Here is an 18,639-nt window from a genome sequence, read left to right on the forward strand (position 1 = left end):
GGCTTTTCAGGTTCACGAGGAAGCATGTTTTGACGCGCTGACACCAGCACAGGCACAAAGACGGTCAGGCCTTTCGGAAATCTTTCGGATGGCCCGGTTTCTCAGCCGGAATGGTGTGGATTGAAGGCATCGATGCGCGCCTGTGTAGCTTCCATCCGGACACACGGCGTTTCGATATGCGGAATGTGCGCATCAACACAAAAGCCCGGCCTTCACGGCCGGGCTTTTTGATTCACCCGCAAGGAAATGTCATCCCACTGTCATGTCTTTGACGCAGAAGCCATGGGGTATTTCTGGACCCAAGGGGGATTACAATGGCGTTCCGATTTTCTCATATGGCTTTGACTGCTGCGCTGCTCACATCCGCAGCTTTTCCGGCCGCTGCCGAGCCGGTTTTCAACCGCATCGCATCTTTCCCGGTGGCGAAAAACCTGCCCGCGGACAAGGACGCCAAGTCCGTCACGTCGGCTGAAATTGTCACCGCCAGCGAAGACGGCAAAACTCTGATCTATTCGGACAGCCCGCTTGGCGGCATCGGCTTCATCGACATCACCGACGCCAAGGCCCCGAAGGCAGGCGGTGCGTTGCTGCTCGAAGGCGAGCCGACGTCGGTTGCCGTTGCCGGCGTCAAGGTTCTCGCCGGTGTCAACACGTCTGAAAACCGCGCCAAGCCGTCCGGCAAGCTGGTAACGGTCGATATCGCCACCAAGAAGATCGAGGCAAGCTGCGATCTCGGCGGCCAGCCCGATTCGGTTGCCGTCTCTCCGGACAAGACCTTTGCCGCCATCGCAATCGAAAACGAGCGCGATGAAGAGGTAAACGAAGGCGCTCTGCCGCAGATGCCCGCCGGTTATCTGGTAACGGTCGGTCTGAAGAACGGCGTTGCCGATTGTGCGACGCTGAAGAAGATCGAGCTGACCGGTCTTGCCGAAATCGCCCCGGAAGATCCGGAGCCGGAATTCGTTTCGATCAACGCCAATGGCGAAATCGCGCTGACGCTGCAGGAAAACAACCATATCGTCATTCTCGACGGCAAGACCGGCACGGTGAAGACGCATTTCTCGGCCGGCAAGGTCGATCTCGAAGGTATCGACACGAAGTCGGACGGCCAGCTGAAATTCACCGACAAGCAGGAAGGCCGCAAGCGCGAGCCTGATGCCGTGAAGTGGCTGGACAATGACCGTATCGTCATCGCCAATGAAGGTGATTGGCAGGGCGGTTCGCGCGGCTTCACCATCTTCGACAAGACCGGCAAGCTTGTTTATGAATCCGGCGCCTCGCTGGAAAAGGCCGTTGCGGCCATCGGCCACTATCCGGAAAAGCGCTCCAAAGCCAAGGGCATCGAGCCCGAGGGTCTGGAAGCCGCGACATTCGGCGATCAGAAATATTTCTTCGTCCTGTCCGAGCGTGCCTCGGTCGTTGCCGTCTACAAGGACACCGGCAAGGAGCCGGAACTGACGCAGCTCCTGCCCTCGGGCGTTTCGCCGGAGGGTGCTGTCGCCATCCCGTCGCGCAACCTCCTTGCCACGGCCAACGAGGTCGATCTGATCGAAGACGGCGGCGTTCGCTCGCATGTCATGATCTATGAGCGCGCTGAAGGCGAAGCGGCCTATCCGCAGCTGGTTTCCGCAACTGTCGACGGTGCACCGATCGGCTGGGGCGCTCTTTCGGGCCTGGTCGGCGATGCCGAGAAGCCCGGCATTCTTTATGCCGTTTCCGACTCGGTTTATGGCAACCAGCCGTCAATCTACACCATCGACGCAACAAAGAAGCCCGCAACCATCACCAGCGTGCTGCGCGTCAAGCGTGATGGTATCGCCGCCCAGAAACTCGATATCGAAGGTATCACGCTGGACGGCAAGGGCGGCTTCTGGCTGGCCTCGGAAGGCGACAGCGCCAAGCTCGTCCCGCACGCGCTCTACAACGTCAATGCCAAGGGTGAAATCAAAGCCGAGATCGCGCTGCCGAAGGAACTGCTTGCCGGCGACACCCGCTTCGGTTTCGAAGGCGTGACCATGGTTGGCAAGGGCGACGATGCGACGCTGTGGATGGCCGTGCAGCGCGAATGGGGTACGGACGAGAAGGGCTTCGTCAAGCTCGTCTCCTATAATCCGAAGTCCAAGGAATGGGGCGCCGTGCGTTACCCGCTCGACAAGACCGAGGCAGGCTGGATCGGCCTTTCTGAAATCACCGCGCAAGGCGACTATGTCTATATCGTCGAACGCGATAACCAGATCGGCGACAAGGCCAAGATCAAGAAGCTCTACCGCGTGGCGATCGCCGACCTGAAGCCAGGCAAGATCGGTGGCGAACTGCCGCTGGTGGCCAAGCAGGAGGCCCATGACTTCCTGCCGGACCTGAAGGCCCAGACCAACGGTTATGTCGTCGACAAGCTGGAAGGCTTCACCTTCGACAAGGCCGGAACGGCCTATGCCGTGACTGACAATGACGGCGTGGACGATTCTTCCGGTGAGACGCTGTTCTTCAAGGTTGATATGAAGGCAATCAACTGATCGTGCCGAATGGCGCCGCAAATGAGAAAAGCCGGGCATAGCCCGGCTTTTTTGTGCGGCGGAAGCAACCCTGATGCGGGGGTGGCGATTTTGCGCGATGCTTCGCAATGCAAGCCGTTAAAGCCGGCATGACCGTTTCGCTATCGGGGTATCGAGGGTTTTGTGCGAGGGGCATCCAGGGAAAAGCTGCGGACCAGATCGCGAAAGATCACCGCCCCATGGAATTCTTGCTTTTAGGAGTATTGTCTTTTTCCGAGTCCTGCTGGACCCAGCGAAAAAAAATATAAACAGGCAGCGCAATAAGCGCGAGTGTTACAAACGCGTCGATCATGGTTTCATCCATTATTTCTACCGCTCATCATGAAACGGCTTGAAAATAGTGCCTGAAATCCCTTTAAAAAGTCTGAATCTGCTTATTTTTCGGTATGTTGCAGGGTGGCACAGGCATCCCGGCCGGGCTGTCTGAATGTGGAGCAGCAGTGCCGATTTGGCATAGAGGTAATCGGAAAAAAAGGCGATTCCGCCTGTCGAGAAGCCGAACCCGGCTCCGAATAAGCCCTATTGGCGAGGGCAGGCGATGATTCTTGATGCGGAAAATTTACGACGAATGAAAACGCGACCCAAACAATGATTGGTCTAGCTGCGCAGAAATTTGGATGATCTGGAAAATGGTGGGCGATGAGAGACTCGAACTCCCGACATCCTCGGTGTAAACGAGGCGCTCTACCAACTGAGCTAATCGCCCTTCGCGTCTTGCGGATCATGTCCGCCGCGTCGGTGGCCGTGATGTATTCGGATCGGAAAAAAACCGCAAGGGCTTTTGTGAAGTTTTTTTGTTTTTTTTGCCGAGAGGTTTTTCCCTCATCGGGGGCCGGGGGCAAAAAGCCGGGAACTGCGGGCTTTTTGCCTGAAGCAAGATCCGAGGACGCCTTGATGGCCATGGGTAAATCCCGTTACGGAAGCCCGCGGCTGTGGACAAGTTTTTTGTTTTCGTTGGGAAAAGCCCGAAAAACAGGGTGTTTGCAGCAATCGCGTTCACGGGCCTTCCGGTTTTTCCCGATCAAAATGAAGAAGCTTATTCTTTTGTCGTGAAACCTGCTTGACACCCCCGCACGAACGCCGTAGTTAGCCGCTCATCGAACAGCCGAGGCTGGTTCGAGCGGCGGGACAAGCTCCTGTCGTCAGGAGATGCGGGTGTAGCTCAGTCGGTTAGAGTGCCGGCCTGTCACGCCGGAGGTCGCGGGTTCGAGCCCCGTCACTCGCGCCATCCTGTCCCTCGGACAACGCAGATGAATGTCTGTGGTGCGCGGGTGTAGCTCAGTCGGTTAGAGTGCCGGCCTGTCACGCCGGAGGTCGCGGGTTCGAGCCCCGTCACTCGCGCCATTTCTCTCTTCTGAAATGTCTCTCCAAAAACAGATCGACACGCTGTGCGCGCAACTCGATTTTTTGCCGATTCCGACACCTGATTCCGGTCTTTTCAGGTGCGATTTTTCCTGCTTTTTTTACTCAAGTTTCGATTTCAGAATATCGTCACTTCACCGTCATTCTCACGTAAAATTCGTGTGACTTTTTTGCGGTTGCGTTCTCTAATCGATTATTATTGTATTTGAGGGGCTTAGGTCGGAATTGTGGCCCAAATTTGCGTCAATTCCGGCAATATTGTTGCCAATCAATGCGGCAGGTGTCTTGAAATGGAGCCTAAACTCTTGCAGAGAGGGCGCGGCTGCGCTAACCACTTTGGCGTTGCAACATATTTGTGCGCTCTTTGTGACTTGAGGTCGCAAAGGCAGGTCCGGCACCCGGCCGGGCAGGGAAGAGACCATGACTGAACTCCTCAGTTCCTACATTCCGATCGCAATCTTCATCGGTATCGCTCTCGTCATCGGCCTGGCGCTTCTCATTGCGCCTTTCGCTGTCGCCTACAAGGCGCCGGACCCGGAAAAGCTCTCCGCTTTCGAGTGCGGTTTCAACGCCTTCGACGATGCCCGCATGAAGTTCGATATCCGCTTTTATCTGGTGTCGATTCTGTTCATCATCTTTGACCTGGAAGTCGCCTTCCTGTTCCCATGGGCGGTGTCTTTCGGCGAGATGGGCTGGTTCGGTTTCTGGTCGATGATGGTGTTCCTTCTCGTTCTCACCATCGGCTTTATCTATGAGTGGAAGAAGGGAGCGCTGGAATGGGCATGAGCCAGAACGACACCACGCTCGTTGCGCCGCAGCCCAAGGGGATCATCGATCCCTCGACGGGCAAGCCGGTCGGCAGCAACGACGCCTACTTCACGGAAATCAATGACGAGCTGGCCGACAAGGGCTTTCTCGTCACCTCGACCGACGAGCTGATCACCTGGGCGCGCACCGGCTCGCTGATGTGGATGCAGTTCGGTCTCGCCTGCTGCGCCGTTGAAGGCCTGATGCAGGCGTCCGGTCCGCGTTACGACATGGAGCGCTTCGGTGTCGCCCCGCGCGCCTCGCCGCGCCAGTCGGACGTGATGATCGTTGCCGGCACGCTGACCAATAAGATGGCGCCCGCTCTGCGCAAGGTCTATGACCAGATGCCCGAGCCGCGTTACGTCATCTCCATGGGCTCCTGCGCCAATGGTGGCGGTTATTACCATTATTCCTACGCCGTGGTGCGCGGCTGCGACCGCGTCGTGCCTGTTGATATCTATGTCCCGGGCTGTCCCCCCACGGCGGAGGCGCTGCTTTACGGCGTGCTTCTGCTGCAGAAGAAGATCCGGCGTACCGGTACGATCGAGCGCTAAGGGCAAAGGACGGATTTAGGAATGAGCGAAGCTCTCAACGATCTTGCTGCTTACGTTAAGGAAGCGCGCGGTTCTCTCGTGGTATCTGCCGATATCGCCTATGGCGAGTTGACGCTGAACACGACGACTGAAAGCGTGATTGCGCTTTTGACCTTCCTGCGCGACGACGTGCAGTGCGGTTTCGTCAACATCATCGATATTTGCGGCGTTGACTGGCCGCAGCGCGAGAAGCGTTTCGATGTCGTCTACCATCTCCTGTCGCCACGCCAGAACCTGCGCGTGCGCGTCAAGCTGCAGGTGGCGGAAGACGAGGGCGTGCCGTCATCGACACCCGTTTACATGGGTGCTGAATGGTTCGAGCGCGAAGCCTGGGACATGTATGGCATTCCCTTCGAAGGCCATAAGGACCTGCGCCGCATCCTCACGGATTACGGTTTTGAAGGCCATCCGCTGCGCAAGGATTTTCCGGTTACCGGCTTTGTGGAAGTGCGTTACGATGACGTGCTGAAACGGGTTCTTTATGAACCGGTCGAGCTGAAACAGGAATTCCGTAACTTCGACTTCCTTTCCCCCTGGGAAGGAACCGAATATGTTCTCCCGGGCGACGAAAAGGCCAAGCAATGAGCCAAGCCCCCGCGACAGAGCATGGACAATGTCTTTGCGGCGCCGTTGGCTTCACAGCCACGCTCGGTGCCCGCGAATTCGGCGTCTGCCATTGTTCCATGTGCCGCCGCTGGTCCGGCGGTGCGTTCATGGCTGTCGAATGCACTGATATCGCCTTTGAAAATGAGCAAAACCTTGGCGTCTACTCCTCGTCGGAGTGGGGCGAGCGTTGCTTCTGCAAGGCCTGCGGCAGCACGCTGGTCTGGCGCTCCAAGGATGGCAAGCATTTTGCCGTTTCGCTGCAGGCTTTCGACAACCCTTCCAGTTTCAAGTTCGCGTCGCAGATTTTCACGGATGAAAAGCCTTCGAGCTATTCGTTCGCAGAAACCACGCAGAACATGACCGGCCCCGAATTCATCGCCATGATCACCTCGGCGGAGCACTAGAATGACTGAGCATAACGTCCGCAATTTCACGATCAACTTCGGTCCGGAACATCCGTCCGCGCACGGTGTGCTGCGTCTGGTTCTGGAACTGGACGGCGAAATCGTCGAGCGTGTCGATCCGCATATCGGTCTTCTGCATCGCGGCACCGAAAAGCTGATCGAGACCAAGACCTATCTGCAGGCCGTTCCCTATTTCGACCGTCTCGACTACGTCGCGCCGATGAACCAGGAACACGCTTTCGCGCTCGCCGTCGAAAAGCTGCTGGGCCTCGAAATCCCGATGCGCGGCCAGCTGATCCGCGTTCTTTATTCGGAAATCGGCCGCATCCTGTCGCACATCATGAACGTGACGACACAGGCCATGGACGTTGGCGCGATGACGCCGCCGGTCTGGGGTTTCGAAGAGCGCGAAAAGCTGATGGTGTTTTATGAGCGCGCCTGTGGCGCCCGCATGCACTCGGCTTACGTTCGTCCCGGCGGCGTGCATCAGGACCTGCCGCCGGAGCTGGTGGACGATATCGGCAAATGGTGCGACCCGTTCATCACCGTTCTCGACAATATCGAAGGTCTTCTGACCGACAACCGCATCTACAAGCAGCGTAACGTCGATATCGGCGTCGTCTCGCTTGAAGACGCCTTCGCCTGGGGCTTCACGGGCGTGATGGTGCGCGGTTCCGGCGCAGCCTGGGATTTGCGCCGCGCGCAGCCCTACGAGTGCTATTCCGATCTGGAATTCGACATCCCCGTTGGCAAGAACGGCGACTGCTACGACCGTTATCTGATCCGCATGCAGGAAATGCGCGAATCGGTGAAGATCATGAAGCAGTGCGTCGATCTTCTGTCGGGCAAGCACCGCATCGGCCCGGTCTCCTCGCTTGACGGCAAGGTGGTTCCGCCCAAGCGCGGCGAGATGAAGCGTTCGATGGAAGCGCTGATCCACCACTTCAAGCTCTACACCGAAGGTTACCACGTTCCGGCCGGCGAAGTTTACGCCGCCGTCGAAGCGCCGAAGGGCGAGTTCGGCGTCTATGTGGTCGCAGACGGTTCCAACAAGCCCTACCGCTGCAAGATCCGCGCTCCGGGTTATGCGCATCTGCAGGCGATGGATTTCCTGTGCAAGGGCCATCAGCTTGCCGACGTTACAGCCGTGCTCGGCTCCCTCGACATCGTGTTCGGGGAGGTCGACCGCTGATGCGTCTGCCGCTGGCCATACCGGCTTTTCTCGCTGCGATGTCGGCGCCCGTTCTCGCCCAGACGGCGACGAGCGAGCCTGAAGTGTCGCTGTCGGGCGGCGGCTCTTCGACCATCAAGCAGCTTCTGTCTTCGGGATACGAGATCAAGGCCTCGGTTCCCAATGGCAGCAAGTTCATCGTGTTCATGCAGAAAGACAAGGCGGCTTATGCCTGCGAATTCGTCACGGTGGCGAGATCGCGGTGTGAGACGTTAAACTGAAAAGGCGTGAGGAAGTATGTCCGTTCGTCGACTAGCCGAAGATCAGTTCCAGCCCGTGGCATTTGCCTTCAATGCGGAAAATACCGCATGGGCGGAAAAGACGATTCTGAAATATCCCGCGGGACGCCAGCAATCGGCGGTCATTCCGCTGCTCATGCGTGCGCAGGAGCAGGACGGCTGGGTTACCCGCGCCGCCATCGAAAAGATCGCCGACATGCTGGATATGGCCTATATCCGCGTCATGGAAGTGGCGACCTTCTATACCCAGTTCCAGCTGAAGCCCGTCGGCACGCGCGCCCATGTTCAGGTCTGCGGCACCACGCCCTGCATGCTGCGCGGTTCCGAAGCGCTGATGGATGTCTGCCGCAAGAAGATCCACCACGATCCGCTGCACACCAATGAGAGCGGCACGCTCTCCTGGGAAGAGGTGGAATGTCAGGGCGCCTGCGTCAACGCGCCGATGGTCATCATTTTCAAGGATGCCTATGAGGACCTGACGCCCGAGCGTCTGGAAGAGATCATCGACACATTCGAGGCAGGCAAGGGCGATACCGTCAAGACCGGCCCGCAGATCGACCGTCACCAGTCGGTCCCGGTCGGCGGCCTGACGACGCTAACGGAAGAGATCAAGCCGGACCGTTCCAATCTCGACAAGCCGGCCGAAGTGGTTGCGGATGCCGCACCTGTTCCGCCGTCCAATGCCGCAAAGCCGAAGACGGACGCGCCGGAAACCGACCCGAAGCTGAAGACGCCGGCGACCGCGCCGAAGGCTGCGGAAGCCAATGTCAAGGCTGCTGAAAAGGAAGGTTCGGGATCTGCGAAGCCGTCGCTCGATTCCAAGGATCGTCCGGCCGGCATCGAACGCCCGGCGACGCCTGACGACCTGAAGCTCATTTCCGGCGTTGGTCCGAAGATCGAAGGCACGCTGCACGAGCTCGGCATCTTCACCTTTGCGCAGATCGCCGGCTGGAAAAAGGCCGAATGCGACTGGGTCGACGGTTATCTGAATTTCAAGGGCCGCATCGAACGCGACGAGTGGATCAGCCAAGCCGAGGCGCTCGCCAAGGGTGGCGAAGCCGAGTATATCAGGGTCTTCGGCAAGAAGCCGCGGTAAGAGGTGAAGCATGTTAAAAGATCAGGATCGCATCTTTACCAATCTCTACGGCCTCAAGGACAAGTCCCTGAAGGGCGTGCGTGCGCGCGGCCATTGGGACGGCACCAAGCAGATCATCGAAAAGGGCCGTGACTGGATCATCAACGAGATGAAGGCTTCCGGCCTTCGCGGTCGCGGCGGCGCTGGCTTCCCGACGGGTCTCAAATGGTCCTTCATGCCGAAGGAAAATGACGGCCGTCCGCATTATCTCGTCGTCAATGCCGACGAATCCGAACCCGGCACCTGCAAGGACCGCGAAATCCTGCGCAACGATCCGCATACGCTGATCGAAGGCTGCGTGATCGCCGGTTTCGCCATGGGTGCGCATACCGCCTATATCTACGTGCGCGGCGAATATATGCGCGAGCGTGAAGCGCTGCAGGCGGCCATCGACGAGTGCTACGATGCCGGCCTGCTTGGCAAGAACAACAAGAACGGCTGGGATTTCGACATCTACGTCCATCATGGCGCGGGTGCCTATATCTGCGGCGAAGAGACGGCTCTGCTCGAAAGCCTCGAAGGCAAGAAGGGCCAGCCGCGCCTCAAGCCGCCGTTCCCGGCCAATATGGGTCTTTACGGCTGCCCGACGACCGTCAACAACGTTGAATCGATCGCCGTTGCGCCGACCATCCTGCGCCGTGGCGCTGCATGGTTCTCGGGGATCGGCCGTCCGAACAATGTCGGCACCAAGCTGTTCATGGTGTCAGGCCATGTCGAGCGTCCGTGCACCTTCGAAGATGCGCTGGGCCTGTCCTTCCGCGAGCTGATCGAACACCATTGCGGTGGCATTCGCGGCGGCTGGGACAATCTGCTCGGCGTCATCCCCGGCGGCGCATCCTGCCCCATCGTGCGCGGTGAGGACATGAAGGACGCCATCATGGACTTTGACGGCATGCGCGAAGTGAAGTCTTCCTTCGGCACCGGCGGCATGATCGTCATGGACAAGTCCACCGACGTCATCAAGGCGATTGCTCGCATCGCGGCCTTCTTCAAGCATGAAAGCTGCGGCCAGTGCACGCCGTGCCGCGAAGGCACCGGCTGGATGTGGCGCGTGCTGGAGCGCATGGTGAAGGGCAACGCGCAGAAGCGCGAAATCGACATGCTGTTTGAAGTGACCAAGCAGATCGAAGGCCATACCATCTGTGCGCTCGGCGACGCCGCCGCATGGCCGGTACAGGCGCTGATCCGCAATTTCCGTCCGGAAATCGAAAAGCGCATCGACCAATATACCTACAGGGCCATGGATGATGGCGCTGTTCTGGAAGCCGCTGAGTAAGCATCAAGGGCTTCGAGCGGAGCCGGAAATTTCCGGCCCCGCAGCACCATGAAACGTCTGGCAAACCTTCGGATGCCGGGCGCGATTAAGGATTTGTTGCGGACCGTGTGAGACATGGGACGAACAGGCAACAGGACGTAAGTAGAACCATGGCAAAGCTCAAGGTTGACGGTAAAGAGATCGAGGTTCCGGATCATTTCACGCTGTTGCAGGCGTGCGAGGAGGCTGGTGCCGAAGTTCCGCGCTTTTGTTTTCATGAGCGCTTGTCGGTCGCGGGTAACTGCCGCATGTGTCTCATCGAGGTGAAGGGCGGACCGCCCAAGCCGGCCGCCTCCTGCGCCATGGGCGTGCGCGATGTTCGCGGCGGCCCGAACGGCGAATTGCCTGAGGTTTTCACCAATACGCCGATGGTCAAGAAGGCCCGCGAAGGCGTGATGGAGTTCCTGCTCATCAACCATCCGCTGGATTGCCCGATCTGCGACCAGGGCGGCGAATGCGACCTACAGGACCAGGCCATGGCCTTCGGTATCGCCGGTTCGCGTTACGCGGAAAACAAGCGCGCGGTTGAAGACAAATATATCGGCCCGCTCGTCAAGACGGTCATGAACCGTTGCATCCACTGCACGCGCTGCGTCCGTTTCACCACGGAAGTGGCTGGTATCGCCGAACTGGGCCTTATCGGCCGTGGCGAAGATGCCGAAATCACCACCTATCTCGAGCAGGCCATGACCTCGGAGCTGCAGGGCAACGTTGTTGACCTTTGCCCGGTCGGCGCGCTCACCTCCAAGCCTTTCGCCTTCACCGCCCGTCCGTGGGAACTGAACAAGACCGAAACCATCGACGTGATGGACGCGCTCGGTTCGGCCATCCGCGTCGATACCCGTGGCCGCGAAGTCATGCGCGTCATGCCGCGCGTCAACGAGGCGATCAACGAAGAGTGGATTTCAGACAAGAGCCGCTTCATCTGGGACGGCCTGAAGACGCAGCGCCTTGACCGGCCTTACGTCCGCAAGGATGGCCGTCTGCAGCCCGCCACCTGGGGCGAAGCCTTCGGTGCGATCAAGCAGGCTGTTGCCGCAACATCCGGCAACAAGATCGGCGCGATCGCCGGCGATCTGTCTTCCGTTGAAGAAATGTTCGCGCTGAAGTCGCTTCTCGCCTCGCTCGGTTCGGCCAATGTCGATTGCCGTCAGGATGGCGCAGCGCTTGATCCGTCTTTGGGTCGCGCCAGCTACATCTTCAATTCCACCATTGAAGGCATCGAGCAGGCGGACGCACTGCTGATCGTTGGCGCTAACCCGCGTTTCGAAGCGGCTGTCCTCAACGCCCGCATCCGCAAGCGCTGGCGTCGCGGAGGTTTCCCGATCGGCGTGATCGGCGAAGCTGGTGAACTGCGCTACAATTATGAATATCTCGGCTCGGGTGCTGAAACGCTCTCCGATCTGGCCAATGGCTCGCACAGCTTCGTTGACAAGCTGAAGTCCGCCAAGAACCCGCTGATCATCATCGGTCAGGGCGCTCTTGCGCGCGCCGATGGTGCCGCCGTGCTCGCTGCCGCTGCCAAGCTCGCCGTTTCGGTCGGTGCTGTCAGCGAAGAGTGGAACGGTTTCTCCGTTCTGCACACTGCAGCTGCCCGCGTTGGTGGTCTCGATATCGGCTTCGTGCCGGGCGAGGGCGGTGTTGCCGCCGCTGAAATGGTCGCCTCCATGGATGTTCTCTTCCTGCTCGGCGCCGATGAACTCGATCTGTCGAACAAGGGCGCCAAGTTCACCATTTATATCGGCAGCCATGGCGATCAGGGCGCGATGAACGCCGACGTCATCCTTCCGGGCGCGGCCTATACCGAAAAATCCGGTATCTGGGTCAACACTGAAGGCCGTGTGCAGGTGGGCAACCGCGCCGGTTTCGCACCGGGCGAAGCTCGCGAAGACTGGGCGATCCTGCGTGCGCTGTCCGACGTTCTCGGCAAGAAGCTGCCGTTCGATTCGCTGTCGGCGCTGCGCGGTCAGCTTTATGTCGCGCATCCGCATCTGGCGGAAACCGACGAGATCGTCGCCGGCAACGGCCAGGATATCGAGGCTTTGGCCGGCAAGACCGGCTCGCTCAACAAGTCGGCGTTTGCTTCGCCGGTAAAAGACTTTTATTTGACGAACCCGATTGCGCGTGCATCCGCCGTCATGGCCGAGTGTTCCGCATTGGCCCGCAACAATTTCCAGGCTGCGGCAGAGTAAGGGTAGGGGATTTATGGAACAGTTTTTCTGGAGCTACGTCTGGCCCGCGCTGATCATGGTCGGCCAGTCCCTGCTGCTTCTCGTTTGCCTTCTGGTGGCCATCGCCTTCCTTCTGCTTGCCGACCGCAAGGTCTGGGCAGCCGTGCAGCTGCGCCGTGGTCCGAACGTTGTTGGTCCCTTCGGCCTCTTCCAGTCCTTCGCCGACCTTTTGAAGTTCATCCTCAAGGAACCGGTCATTCCGGCCGGCGCCAACAAGGCCGTCTTCCTTCTGGCGCCGCTGGTTGCCGTGACGCTGGCGCTTGCCACTTACGCGGTCATTCCCTTCAACGAGGGCTGGGTCGTCGCCAATATCAATGTCGGCATCCTCTATATCTTCGCGATTTCCTCGCTTGAAGTCTACGGCATCATCATGGGCGGCTGGGCTTCGAACTCGAAGTACCCGTTCCTCGGCGCGCTGCGTTCGGCCGCGCAGATGGTGTCCTATGAAGTGTCGATCGGCCTCGTCATCGTCACCGTTCTGCTCTGCGTCGGTTCGCTGAACCTGACGGATATCGTTCTGGCCCAGAAGACCGGCCTCGGCACCATGCTCGGTCTGCCGGCCTCGTTCCTCGATTGGCACTGGCTGTCGCTGTTCCCGATGTTCATCGTGTTCTTCATTTCCGGCCTTGCCGAAACCAACCGTCCGCCCTTCGACCTTCCGGAAGCGGAATCGGAACTGGTCGCCGGTCACATGGTCGAATATGGCTCCACGCCATACATGATGTTCATGCTCGGCGAATATGCTGCGATCGTCCTGATCTGCTGCCTGACGACGATCCTGTTCATGGGCGGCTGGCTGCCGATCGTGGATGTGTGGTTCCTGAACTGGGTTCCGGGCATTGTCTGGTTCGCGTTGAAGGGCTGCATGGTCTTCTTCATGATCGCTCTGACCAAGGCTTTCGTTCCGCGTTACCGTTATGACCAACTCATGCGTCTCGGCTGGAAGGTGTTCCTGCCGCTGTCGCTCGCCATGGTCGTTATTGTTGCATTCGTATTGAAGCTGACGGGGTGGGCCGGTTGATGTCTGAACTCCTCGCTCAAAGATCTGGAGACTGAGATGGCAAGCCTCTCCCAAGCCGTCAACTCGCTGTTCCTGAAGGAATTCGTAGGCGCGATCTTCCTGACCATGCGCCACTTCTTCAAGCAGAAGGCGACGATCAACTATCCTTTCGAAAAGGGTCCGGTCTCGCCGCGCTTCCGTGGCGAACATGCGCTGCGCCGTTATCCGAACGGTGAAGAACGCTGCATTGCCTGCAAGCTGTGTGAAGCGATCTGTCCTGCTCAGGCGATCACCATCGAAGCCGGCCCGCGCCGCAATGACGGCACGCGCCGCACGGTGCGTTACGACATCGACATGGTGAAATGCATCTATTGCGGTTTCTGCCAGGAAGCCTGCCCGGTGGATGCCATCGTCGAGGGTCCGAACTTCGAATTCGCGACGGAAACCCGCGAGGAGCTTTATTTCGACAAGCAGAAGCTTCTCGACAATGGCGACCGCTGGGAGCGTGAAATCGCGCGCAACCTCGCACTGGATGCACCTTATCGTTAAGGTGCAACCGTCTTTCCGGGGGAGACCCCGGAACGCGATGAAAAGTAAAATGCCTGCGCGGTTTTCGCCGGCGGGGACGAAACGGGTGAGGGGCCTTCGAGCCATCTTTGCCCGATGAGGACAAGAAGGCACCAAGATGGGTCTGCACGCTGTATTCTTTTATATATTCGCTTTCGTCGCCGTGGCGTCTGCGTTCATGGTCATCGCATCGAAGAACCCTGTTCATTCGGTGCTGTTTCTGATCTTGACCTTCTTCAACGCAGCCGCGCTGTTCCTGCTGACGGGGGCCGAGTTTCTCGGCATGATCCTGCTGGTGGTCTATGTCGGCGCCGTTGCGGTGCTCTTCCTCTTCGTCGTCATGATGCTGGATGTGGATTTTGCCGAACTGCGCTCCGGCGTGCTGCAATATGCCCCGGTCGGCGCTCTGATCGGTGTTATCCTTGCGGCCGAGCTGATCGTCGTGGTCGGCGGCAGCATGCTGAACCCGATTGCGGCCAAGTCCATCACCATGCCGATCCCGCCGGTGACCGAACGCACCAATACGGCCGCACTCGGTGACGTGCTCTATACCAATTACATCTACTTCTTCCAGCTTGCCGGTCTCGTGCTGCTGGTGGCCATGATCGGCGCGATCGTGCTGACGCTGCGTCACCGCACCGACATCAAGCGGCAGGATATTTCCACGCAGGTCGGCCGTGACCCGAAGACCGCCGTCACCACGGTCAAGGTCAAGCCGGGTCAGGGCATCTGAAGGCGCGAACGGATTCAAGGAAACACAATATGGTAATCGGTCTTTCCCACTACCTGACGGTCAGCGCCATCCTCTTCACGATCGGCGTGTTCGGCATCTTCCTCAACCGGAAGAACGTCATCGTCATCCTGATGTCGATCGAGCTCATCCTGCTGGCGGTCAACATCAACATGGTGGCCTTCTCGGCCTTCCTGAACGACATCGTCGGCCAGGTCTTCGCACTTTTCATTCTGACCGTCGCAGCTGCCGAAGCGGCCATCGGTCTCGCAATACTCGTTGTCTTCTACCGCAACCGCGGATCGATCGCCGTCGAAGACGTCAATATGATGAAGGGCTGATAAGGCTATGATCTACAAGGCTATCGTCTTTCTTCCCCTGATCGGCTTCCTGATCGCCGGCCTATTCGGCCGGTCGATCGGCGCCAAGGCCTCGGAATATGTCACCACCGGTCTGATGATCGTGGTCGCCATCCTGTCATGGATCGTCTTCTTCACCGTCGCGCTTGCCCATGGCGAGCCTGGCGAGGTGATCAAGGTGACTGTTCTGCGCTGGATCCAATCCGGCGGCATCGACGTCGAATGGGCGTTCCGCATCGACACGCTGACGGCGGTCATGTTCGTCGTGGTCAACACGGTCTCGACGCTCGTGCACCTTTATTCGATCGGATACATGCACCACGATCCGCATCGTCCGCGCTTCTTTGCCTATCTGTCGCTCTTCACCTTCGCCATGCTGATGCTGGTGACCTCGGACAACCTGCTGCAGATGTTCTTCGGCTGGGAAGGCGTGGGTCTGGCGTCCTATCTGCTGATCGGCTTCTGGTTCAAGAAACCTTCGGCCTCTGCAGCCGCCATGAAGGCCTTCATCGTCAACCGCGTCGGTGACTTCGGCTTCATCCTCGGCATTGGCGGCGTGTTCGTGCTGTTCGGCTCGATCAATTTTGAAACCATCTTCGCAGCCGCCAGCACCTATCTGCCGGCTGAAGGTGCGGCATCCACGGAAACCGTCATCAACCTGTTCGGCATGCAGCTGGACAAGGCCAATGCGATGACGGGCGTCTGCCTGCTGCTTTTCATGGGCGCCATGGGTAAATCGGCGCAGTTCCTGCTGCACACCTGGCTGCCGGACGCGATGGAAGGCCCGACCCCGGTGTCTGCCCTCATTCACGCCGCAACCATGGTCACCGCCGGCGTCTTCCTCGTCGCCCGCATGTCGCCGCTGTTCGAACTGTCGCATGATGCCTTGACCGTCGTGACGCTGATCGGTGCGATCACCGCCTTCTTTGCCGCGACTGTTGGCCTCGTGCAGAACGACATCAAGCGCGTCATCGCCTATTCGACCTGCTCGCAGCTCGGTTACATGTTCGTGGCGCTCGGCGTCGGCGCTTATGGCGCGGCCGTGTTCCACCTCTTCACGCACGCCTTCTTCAAGGCTCTCCTGTTCCTGTGCGCCGGCTCGGTCATCCATGCCGTCGATGGCGAGCAGGACATGCGGTACATGGGTGGCCTGCGCAAGCATATCCCCATCACCTTCTGGACCATGACCGTCGGCACGCTGGCGCTGACCGGCGTTGGTATCCCGGGCACGATGATCGGTTTTGCCGGCTTCTTCTCGAAGGACGTCATCATCGAATCCGCTTATGCGTCCCATTCGGTTCTGTCCGGTTTCGCCTTCACGCTTCTGGTCATCGCCGCGCTGTTCACCAGCTTCTATTCCTGGCGTCTGGCCTTCATGACCTTCTTCGGCAAGCCGCGCGCGTCTGCTGACGTCATGCACCATGTGCATGAATCGCCGATGGTCATGCTGATCCCGCTCTTCATCCTCACGGTTGGCGCGATCTTCGCCGGTGTTGCCTTCGAAGGTTATTTCTTCGGTCATGAATATGCCGAGTTCTGGAAGGGCGCTCTGTTCACGCTTCCGGAAAATGAAATCCTCGAGGAATTCCACCACGTGCCGCTGTGGGTGAAGTGGAGCCCGTTCTTCGCCATGGCTCTTGGTTTCGTGACCGCCTGGTACATGTACATCAAGTCGCCGGAAACGCCGAAGCGTCTTGCAGCGACCCATCGCGGCCTCTACCAGTTCCTTCTCAACAAGTGGTATTTCGACGAACTCTATGACTTCCTCTTCGTACGCTCCGCAAAGGCGCTTGGCCGCTTCCTGTGGAAGAAGGGCGACGTCGCCGTCATCGACCATTATGGACCGAACGGCATTGCAGCGCGTGTGGTTGACGTGACCAACCGCATGGTCCGCCTGCAATCCGGTTACCTCTATCATTATGCCTTTGCGATGCTGATCGGCATCGCGGCGCTTGTCACCTGGATGATGCTCGGGAGTGCCCTCTGATGACCGATTGGCCCATTCTTTCAACGGTCACCTTTCTGCCGCTCGTCGGCGTGGTGCTCCTGCTTCTGACGAATGAGAACGGCCCCTACGGTCGCCGCAACATTCTCAACGTCTCGCTGCTGACGACCGTCTTCACCTTCATCGTGTCGCTGTTCATCTGGATCGGGTTCGACAATTCGAACCCCGGTTTCCAGATGGTCGAAAAGCACGCCTGGTTTGGCAATATCGCCGCCTATCATCTTGGTGTAGACGGCATTTCGATGCTGTTCGTCATCCTCACCACCTTCCTCATGCCCTTCTGCGTGCTGGCAAGCTGGGATTCGATCGAGAAGCGCATCAAGGAATACATGATCGCCTTCCTGCTGCTGGAAGTCGTCATGATCGGCGTCTTCGTGGCGCTGGATACGGTTCTCTTCTACGTCTTCTTCGAAGCGACGCTGATCCCGATGTTCATCATCATCGGCGTCTGGGGCGGCAAGGATCGCGTCTACGCATCCTACAAGTTCTTCCTCTACACGCTGCTCGGCTCGGTTCTGACCATGCTCGCCATCATGGCCATGTACTGGCAGGCTGGCACGACCGACATGACGGAACTGTTGAAATACGGCTTCCCGGCCGGCATGCAGACCTGGCTCTGGCTTGCCTGTTTCGCCGCCTTCTCTGTGAAGATGCCGATGTGGCCGGTGCACACCTGGCTGCCGGACGCCCACGTTCAGGCGCCGACCGCAGGCTCCGTCATCCTTGCCGGTGTCATGCTGAAGCTCGGCGGTTACGGTTTCATCCGCTTCTCGCTCTCGATGTTCCCGCTGGCGTCTGACTATTTCGCCCCCTTCGTCTTCACGCTGTCGGTTCTCGCCATCATCTACACCTCGCTGGTGGCGATGATGCAGGACGACATCAAGAAGCTGATCGCCTATTCCTCCGTCGCCCACATGGGTTACGTGACCATGGGCATCTTCGCCGCCAATGTGCAGGGCGTGCAGGGCGCGATCTTCCAGATGCTGTCGCACGGTATCGTGTCGGGCGCGCTCTTCCTCTGCGTCGGCGTCGTTTACGACCGGCTGCACACCCGCGAGATTTCCGCCTATGGCGGTCTCGTGAACAATATGCCGAAATATGCCGTCGCCTTCATGATCTTCACCATGGCCAATGTCGGTCTGCCCGGCACCTCCGGCTTCGTCGGTGAATTCCTGACGCTGATCGGCGTCTTCCGCGCCAACACGCTGGTCGCGCTGTTTGCGGCAACCGGCGTCATCCTCTCGGCCGCTTATGCGCTATGGCTTTACCGCCGCGTGATCTTCGGCGCGCTCGAGAAGGAAAGCCTGAAATCGATGCTCGATCTGTCGACCCGCGAAAAGGTCATCCTTTATCCGCTGGTTGCACTGACGATCTTCTTCGGCGTCTATCCGGCACCGGTTTTCGATGCCACCGCCGCATCGGTCGATCTTCTGGTAAACAACTATACGGCTGCATTGCAGGCGGCGCAGAATGTTGCGCTCACTATGAATTGACGACAGGACC

At 58.9% G+C, this 18,639-nt stretch carries 16 protein-coding genes and 3 tRNA genes; 18 read left to right on the forward strand and 1 reads right to left on the reverse strand.

Features of this window, described 5'->3' with window-relative positions; translation table 11 throughout:
• Positions 1–314: 314 nt before the first annotated feature.
• Positions 315–2,513, forward strand: coding sequence for an esterase-like activity of phytase family protein (locus ACIQUH_RS02025; RefSeq protein WP_400812198.1), 2,199 nt, complete (start codon positions 315–317; stop codon positions 2,511–2,513).
• A 669-nt stretch (positions 2,514–3,182) separates the two neighbouring features.
• Here ACIQUH_RS02025 and ACIQUH_RS02030 read toward each other — a convergent pair.
• Positions 3,183–3,258, reverse strand: a tRNA-Val gene (locus ACIQUH_RS02030).
• Between the two features lie 445 nt (positions 3,259–3,703).
• On the opposite strand from ACIQUH_RS02030, the gene ACIQUH_RS02035 reads away from it, so the two are divergent.
• From ACIQUH_RS02035 to ACIQUH_RS02115, 17 genes are all read left to right on the forward strand, one after another.
• Positions 3,704–3,780: transfer RNA gene (locus ACIQUH_RS02035), tRNA-Asp, on the forward strand.
• A gap of 39 nt (positions 3,781–3,819) precedes the next feature.
• Positions 3,820–3,896, forward strand: a tRNA-Asp gene (locus ACIQUH_RS02040).
• Positions 3,897–4,334: 438 nt separating this feature from the next.
• Complete coding sequence (locus ACIQUH_RS02045) at positions 4,335–4,700, forward strand: NADH-quinone oxidoreductase subunit A (RefSeq protein WP_003496469.1); 366 nt, start codon at positions 4,335–4,337, stop codon at positions 4,698–4,700.
• Complete coding sequence (locus ACIQUH_RS02050) at positions 4,691–5,275, forward strand: NADH-quinone oxidoreductase subunit B family protein (protein ID WP_059762566.1); 585 nt, start codon at positions 4,691–4,693, stop codon at positions 5,273–5,275. Before ACIQUH_RS02045 ends, ACIQUH_RS02050 begins: the two co-directional genes overlap by 10 nt.
• Before the next feature lie 21 nt (positions 5,276–5,296).
• The gene (locus tag ACIQUH_RS02055; protein ID WP_269710454.1) at positions 5,297–5,899 is read left to right on the forward strand and encodes an NADH-quinone oxidoreductase subunit C; all 603 of its coding nucleotides are present in this window, start codon (positions 5,297–5,299) and stop codon (positions 5,897–5,899) included.
• Positions 5,896–6,324 carry a GFA family protein gene (locus ACIQUH_RS02060; protein WP_149741472.1) on the forward strand — a complete coding sequence of 143 codons (429 nt, stop codon included), beginning with the start codon at positions 5,896–5,898 and terminating at the stop codon, positions 6,322–6,324. The genes ACIQUH_RS02055 and ACIQUH_RS02060 overlap by 4 nt, the downstream gene beginning before the upstream one ends.
• Position 6,325: 1 nt before the next feature.
• Positions 6,326–7,516 carry an NADH-quinone oxidoreductase subunit D gene (locus ACIQUH_RS02065; RefSeq protein WP_149741471.1) on the forward strand — a complete coding sequence of 397 codons (1,191 nt, stop codon included), beginning with the start codon at positions 6,326–6,328 and terminating at the stop codon, positions 7,514–7,516.
• Positions 7,516–7,776 (forward strand): hypothetical protein, encoded by a 261-nt coding sequence (locus tag ACIQUH_RS02070; RefSeq protein ID WP_400812202.1) that lies wholly within the window; start codon positions 7,516–7,518, stop codon positions 7,774–7,776. Before ACIQUH_RS02065 ends, ACIQUH_RS02070 begins: the two co-directional genes overlap by 1 nt.
• A gap of 16 nt (positions 7,777–7,792) precedes the next feature.
• Positions 7,793–8,890 (forward strand): NADH-quinone oxidoreductase subunit E, encoded by a 1,098-nt coding sequence (locus tag ACIQUH_RS02075; RefSeq protein ID WP_400812204.1) that lies wholly within the window; start codon positions 7,793–7,795, stop codon positions 8,888–8,890.
• A gap of 10 nt (positions 8,891–8,900) precedes the next feature.
• Positions 8,901–10,205, forward strand: coding sequence for an NADH-quinone oxidoreductase subunit NuoF (gene nuoF / locus ACIQUH_RS02080; RefSeq protein ID WP_080817174.1), 1,305 nt, complete (start codon positions 8,901–8,903; stop codon positions 10,203–10,205).
• A gap of 149 nt (positions 10,206–10,354) precedes the next feature.
• Positions 10,355–12,436, forward strand: coding sequence for an NADH-quinone oxidoreductase subunit NuoG (gene nuoG / locus ACIQUH_RS02085; RefSeq protein ID WP_400812207.1), 2,082 nt, complete (start codon positions 10,355–10,357; stop codon positions 12,434–12,436).
• A 13-nt stretch (positions 12,437–12,449) separates the two neighbouring features.
• Entirely contained in the window at positions 12,450–13,496 is a 1,047-nt protein-coding gene (gene nuoH / locus ACIQUH_RS02090) for an NADH-quinone oxidoreductase subunit NuoH (RefSeq protein WP_003496451.1), read from the forward strand.
• Positions 13,497–13,532: 36 nt separating this feature from the next.
• Positions 13,533–14,024, forward strand: coding sequence for an NADH-quinone oxidoreductase subunit NuoI (gene nuoI / locus ACIQUH_RS02095; protein ID WP_004441327.1), 492 nt, complete (start codon positions 13,533–13,535; stop codon positions 14,022–14,024).
• Between the two features lie 136 nt (positions 14,025–14,160).
• The gene (locus ACIQUH_RS02100; protein ID WP_400812208.1) at positions 14,161–14,775 is read left to right on the forward strand and encodes an NADH-quinone oxidoreductase subunit J; all 615 of its coding nucleotides are present in this window, start codon (positions 14,161–14,163) and stop codon (positions 14,773–14,775) included.
• Between the two features lie 29 nt (positions 14,776–14,804).
• Positions 14,805–15,113 carry an NADH-quinone oxidoreductase subunit NuoK gene (gene nuoK / locus ACIQUH_RS02105; protein WP_003502389.1) on the forward strand — a complete coding sequence of 103 codons (309 nt, stop codon included), beginning with the start codon at positions 14,805–14,807 and terminating at the stop codon, positions 15,111–15,113.
• Between the two features lie 7 nt (positions 15,114–15,120).
• Positions 15,121–17,118, forward strand: a complete 1,998-nt coding sequence (gene nuoL / locus ACIQUH_RS02110; protein ID WP_400812210.1) for an NADH-quinone oxidoreductase subunit L — start codon at positions 15,121–15,123, stop codon at positions 17,116–17,118.
• Positions 17,118–18,629 carry an NADH-quinone oxidoreductase subunit M gene (locus tag ACIQUH_RS02115; protein ID WP_003502393.1) on the forward strand — a complete coding sequence of 504 codons (1,512 nt, stop codon included), beginning with the start codon at positions 17,118–17,120 and terminating at the stop codon, positions 18,627–18,629. The genes nuoL and ACIQUH_RS02115 overlap by 1 nt, the downstream gene beginning before the upstream one ends.
• Positions 18,630–18,639: the final 10 nt, after the last annotated feature.

This window comes from Agrobacterium sp. NPDC090283, from assembly GCF_044769685.1.
In the GTDB taxonomy this organism is placed as follows: Bacteria; Pseudomonadota; Alphaproteobacteria; order Rhizobiales; family Rhizobiaceae; genus Agrobacterium.

Coding starts and splice junctions, on each gene's coding strand:
- ACIQUH_RS02025 (WP_400812198.1), top strand. CDS start 315: ATGGCGTTCCGATTTTCTCATATGGCTTTGACTGCTGCGCTGCTCACA.
- ACIQUH_RS02045 (WP_003496469.1), top strand. CDS start 4,335: ATGACTGAACTCCTCAGTTCCTACATTCCGATCGCAATCTTCATCGGT.
- ACIQUH_RS02050 (WP_059762566.1), top strand. CDS start 4,691: ATGGGCATGAGCCAGAACGACACCACGCTCGTTGCGCCGCAGCCCAAG.
- ACIQUH_RS02055 (WP_269710454.1), top strand. CDS start 5,297: ATGAGCGAAGCTCTCAACGATCTTGCTGCTTACGTTAAGGAAGCGCGC.
- ACIQUH_RS02060 (WP_149741472.1), top strand. CDS start 5,896: ATGAGCCAAGCCCCCGCGACAGAGCATGGACAATGTCTTTGCGGCGCC.
- ACIQUH_RS02065 (WP_149741471.1), top strand. CDS start 6,326: ATGACTGAGCATAACGTCCGCAATTTCACGATCAACTTCGGTCCGGAA.
- ACIQUH_RS02070 (WP_400812202.1), top strand. CDS start 7,516: ATGCGTCTGCCGCTGGCCATACCGGCTTTTCTCGCTGCGATGTCGGCG.
- ACIQUH_RS02075 (WP_400812204.1), top strand. CDS start 7,793: ATGTCCGTTCGTCGACTAGCCGAAGATCAGTTCCAGCCCGTGGCATTT.
- nuoF (WP_080817174.1), top strand. CDS start 8,901: ATGTTAAAAGATCAGGATCGCATCTTTACCAATCTCTACGGCCTCAAG.
- nuoG (WP_400812207.1), top strand. CDS start 10,355: ATGGCAAAGCTCAAGGTTGACGGTAAAGAGATCGAGGTTCCGGATCAT.
- nuoH (WP_003496451.1), top strand. CDS start 12,450: ATGGAACAGTTTTTCTGGAGCTACGTCTGGCCCGCGCTGATCATGGTC.
- nuoI (WP_004441327.1), top strand. CDS start 13,533: ATGGCAAGCCTCTCCCAAGCCGTCAACTCGCTGTTCCTGAAGGAATTC.
- ACIQUH_RS02100 (WP_400812208.1), top strand. CDS start 14,161: ATGGGTCTGCACGCTGTATTCTTTTATATATTCGCTTTCGTCGCCGTG.
- nuoK (WP_003502389.1), top strand. CDS start 14,805: ATGGTAATCGGTCTTTCCCACTACCTGACGGTCAGCGCCATCCTCTTC.
- nuoL (WP_400812210.1), top strand. CDS start 15,121: ATGATCTACAAGGCTATCGTCTTTCTTCCCCTGATCGGCTTCCTGATC.
- ACIQUH_RS02115 (WP_003502393.1), top strand. CDS start 17,118: ATGACCGATTGGCCCATTCTTTCAACGGTCACCTTTCTGCCGCTCGTC.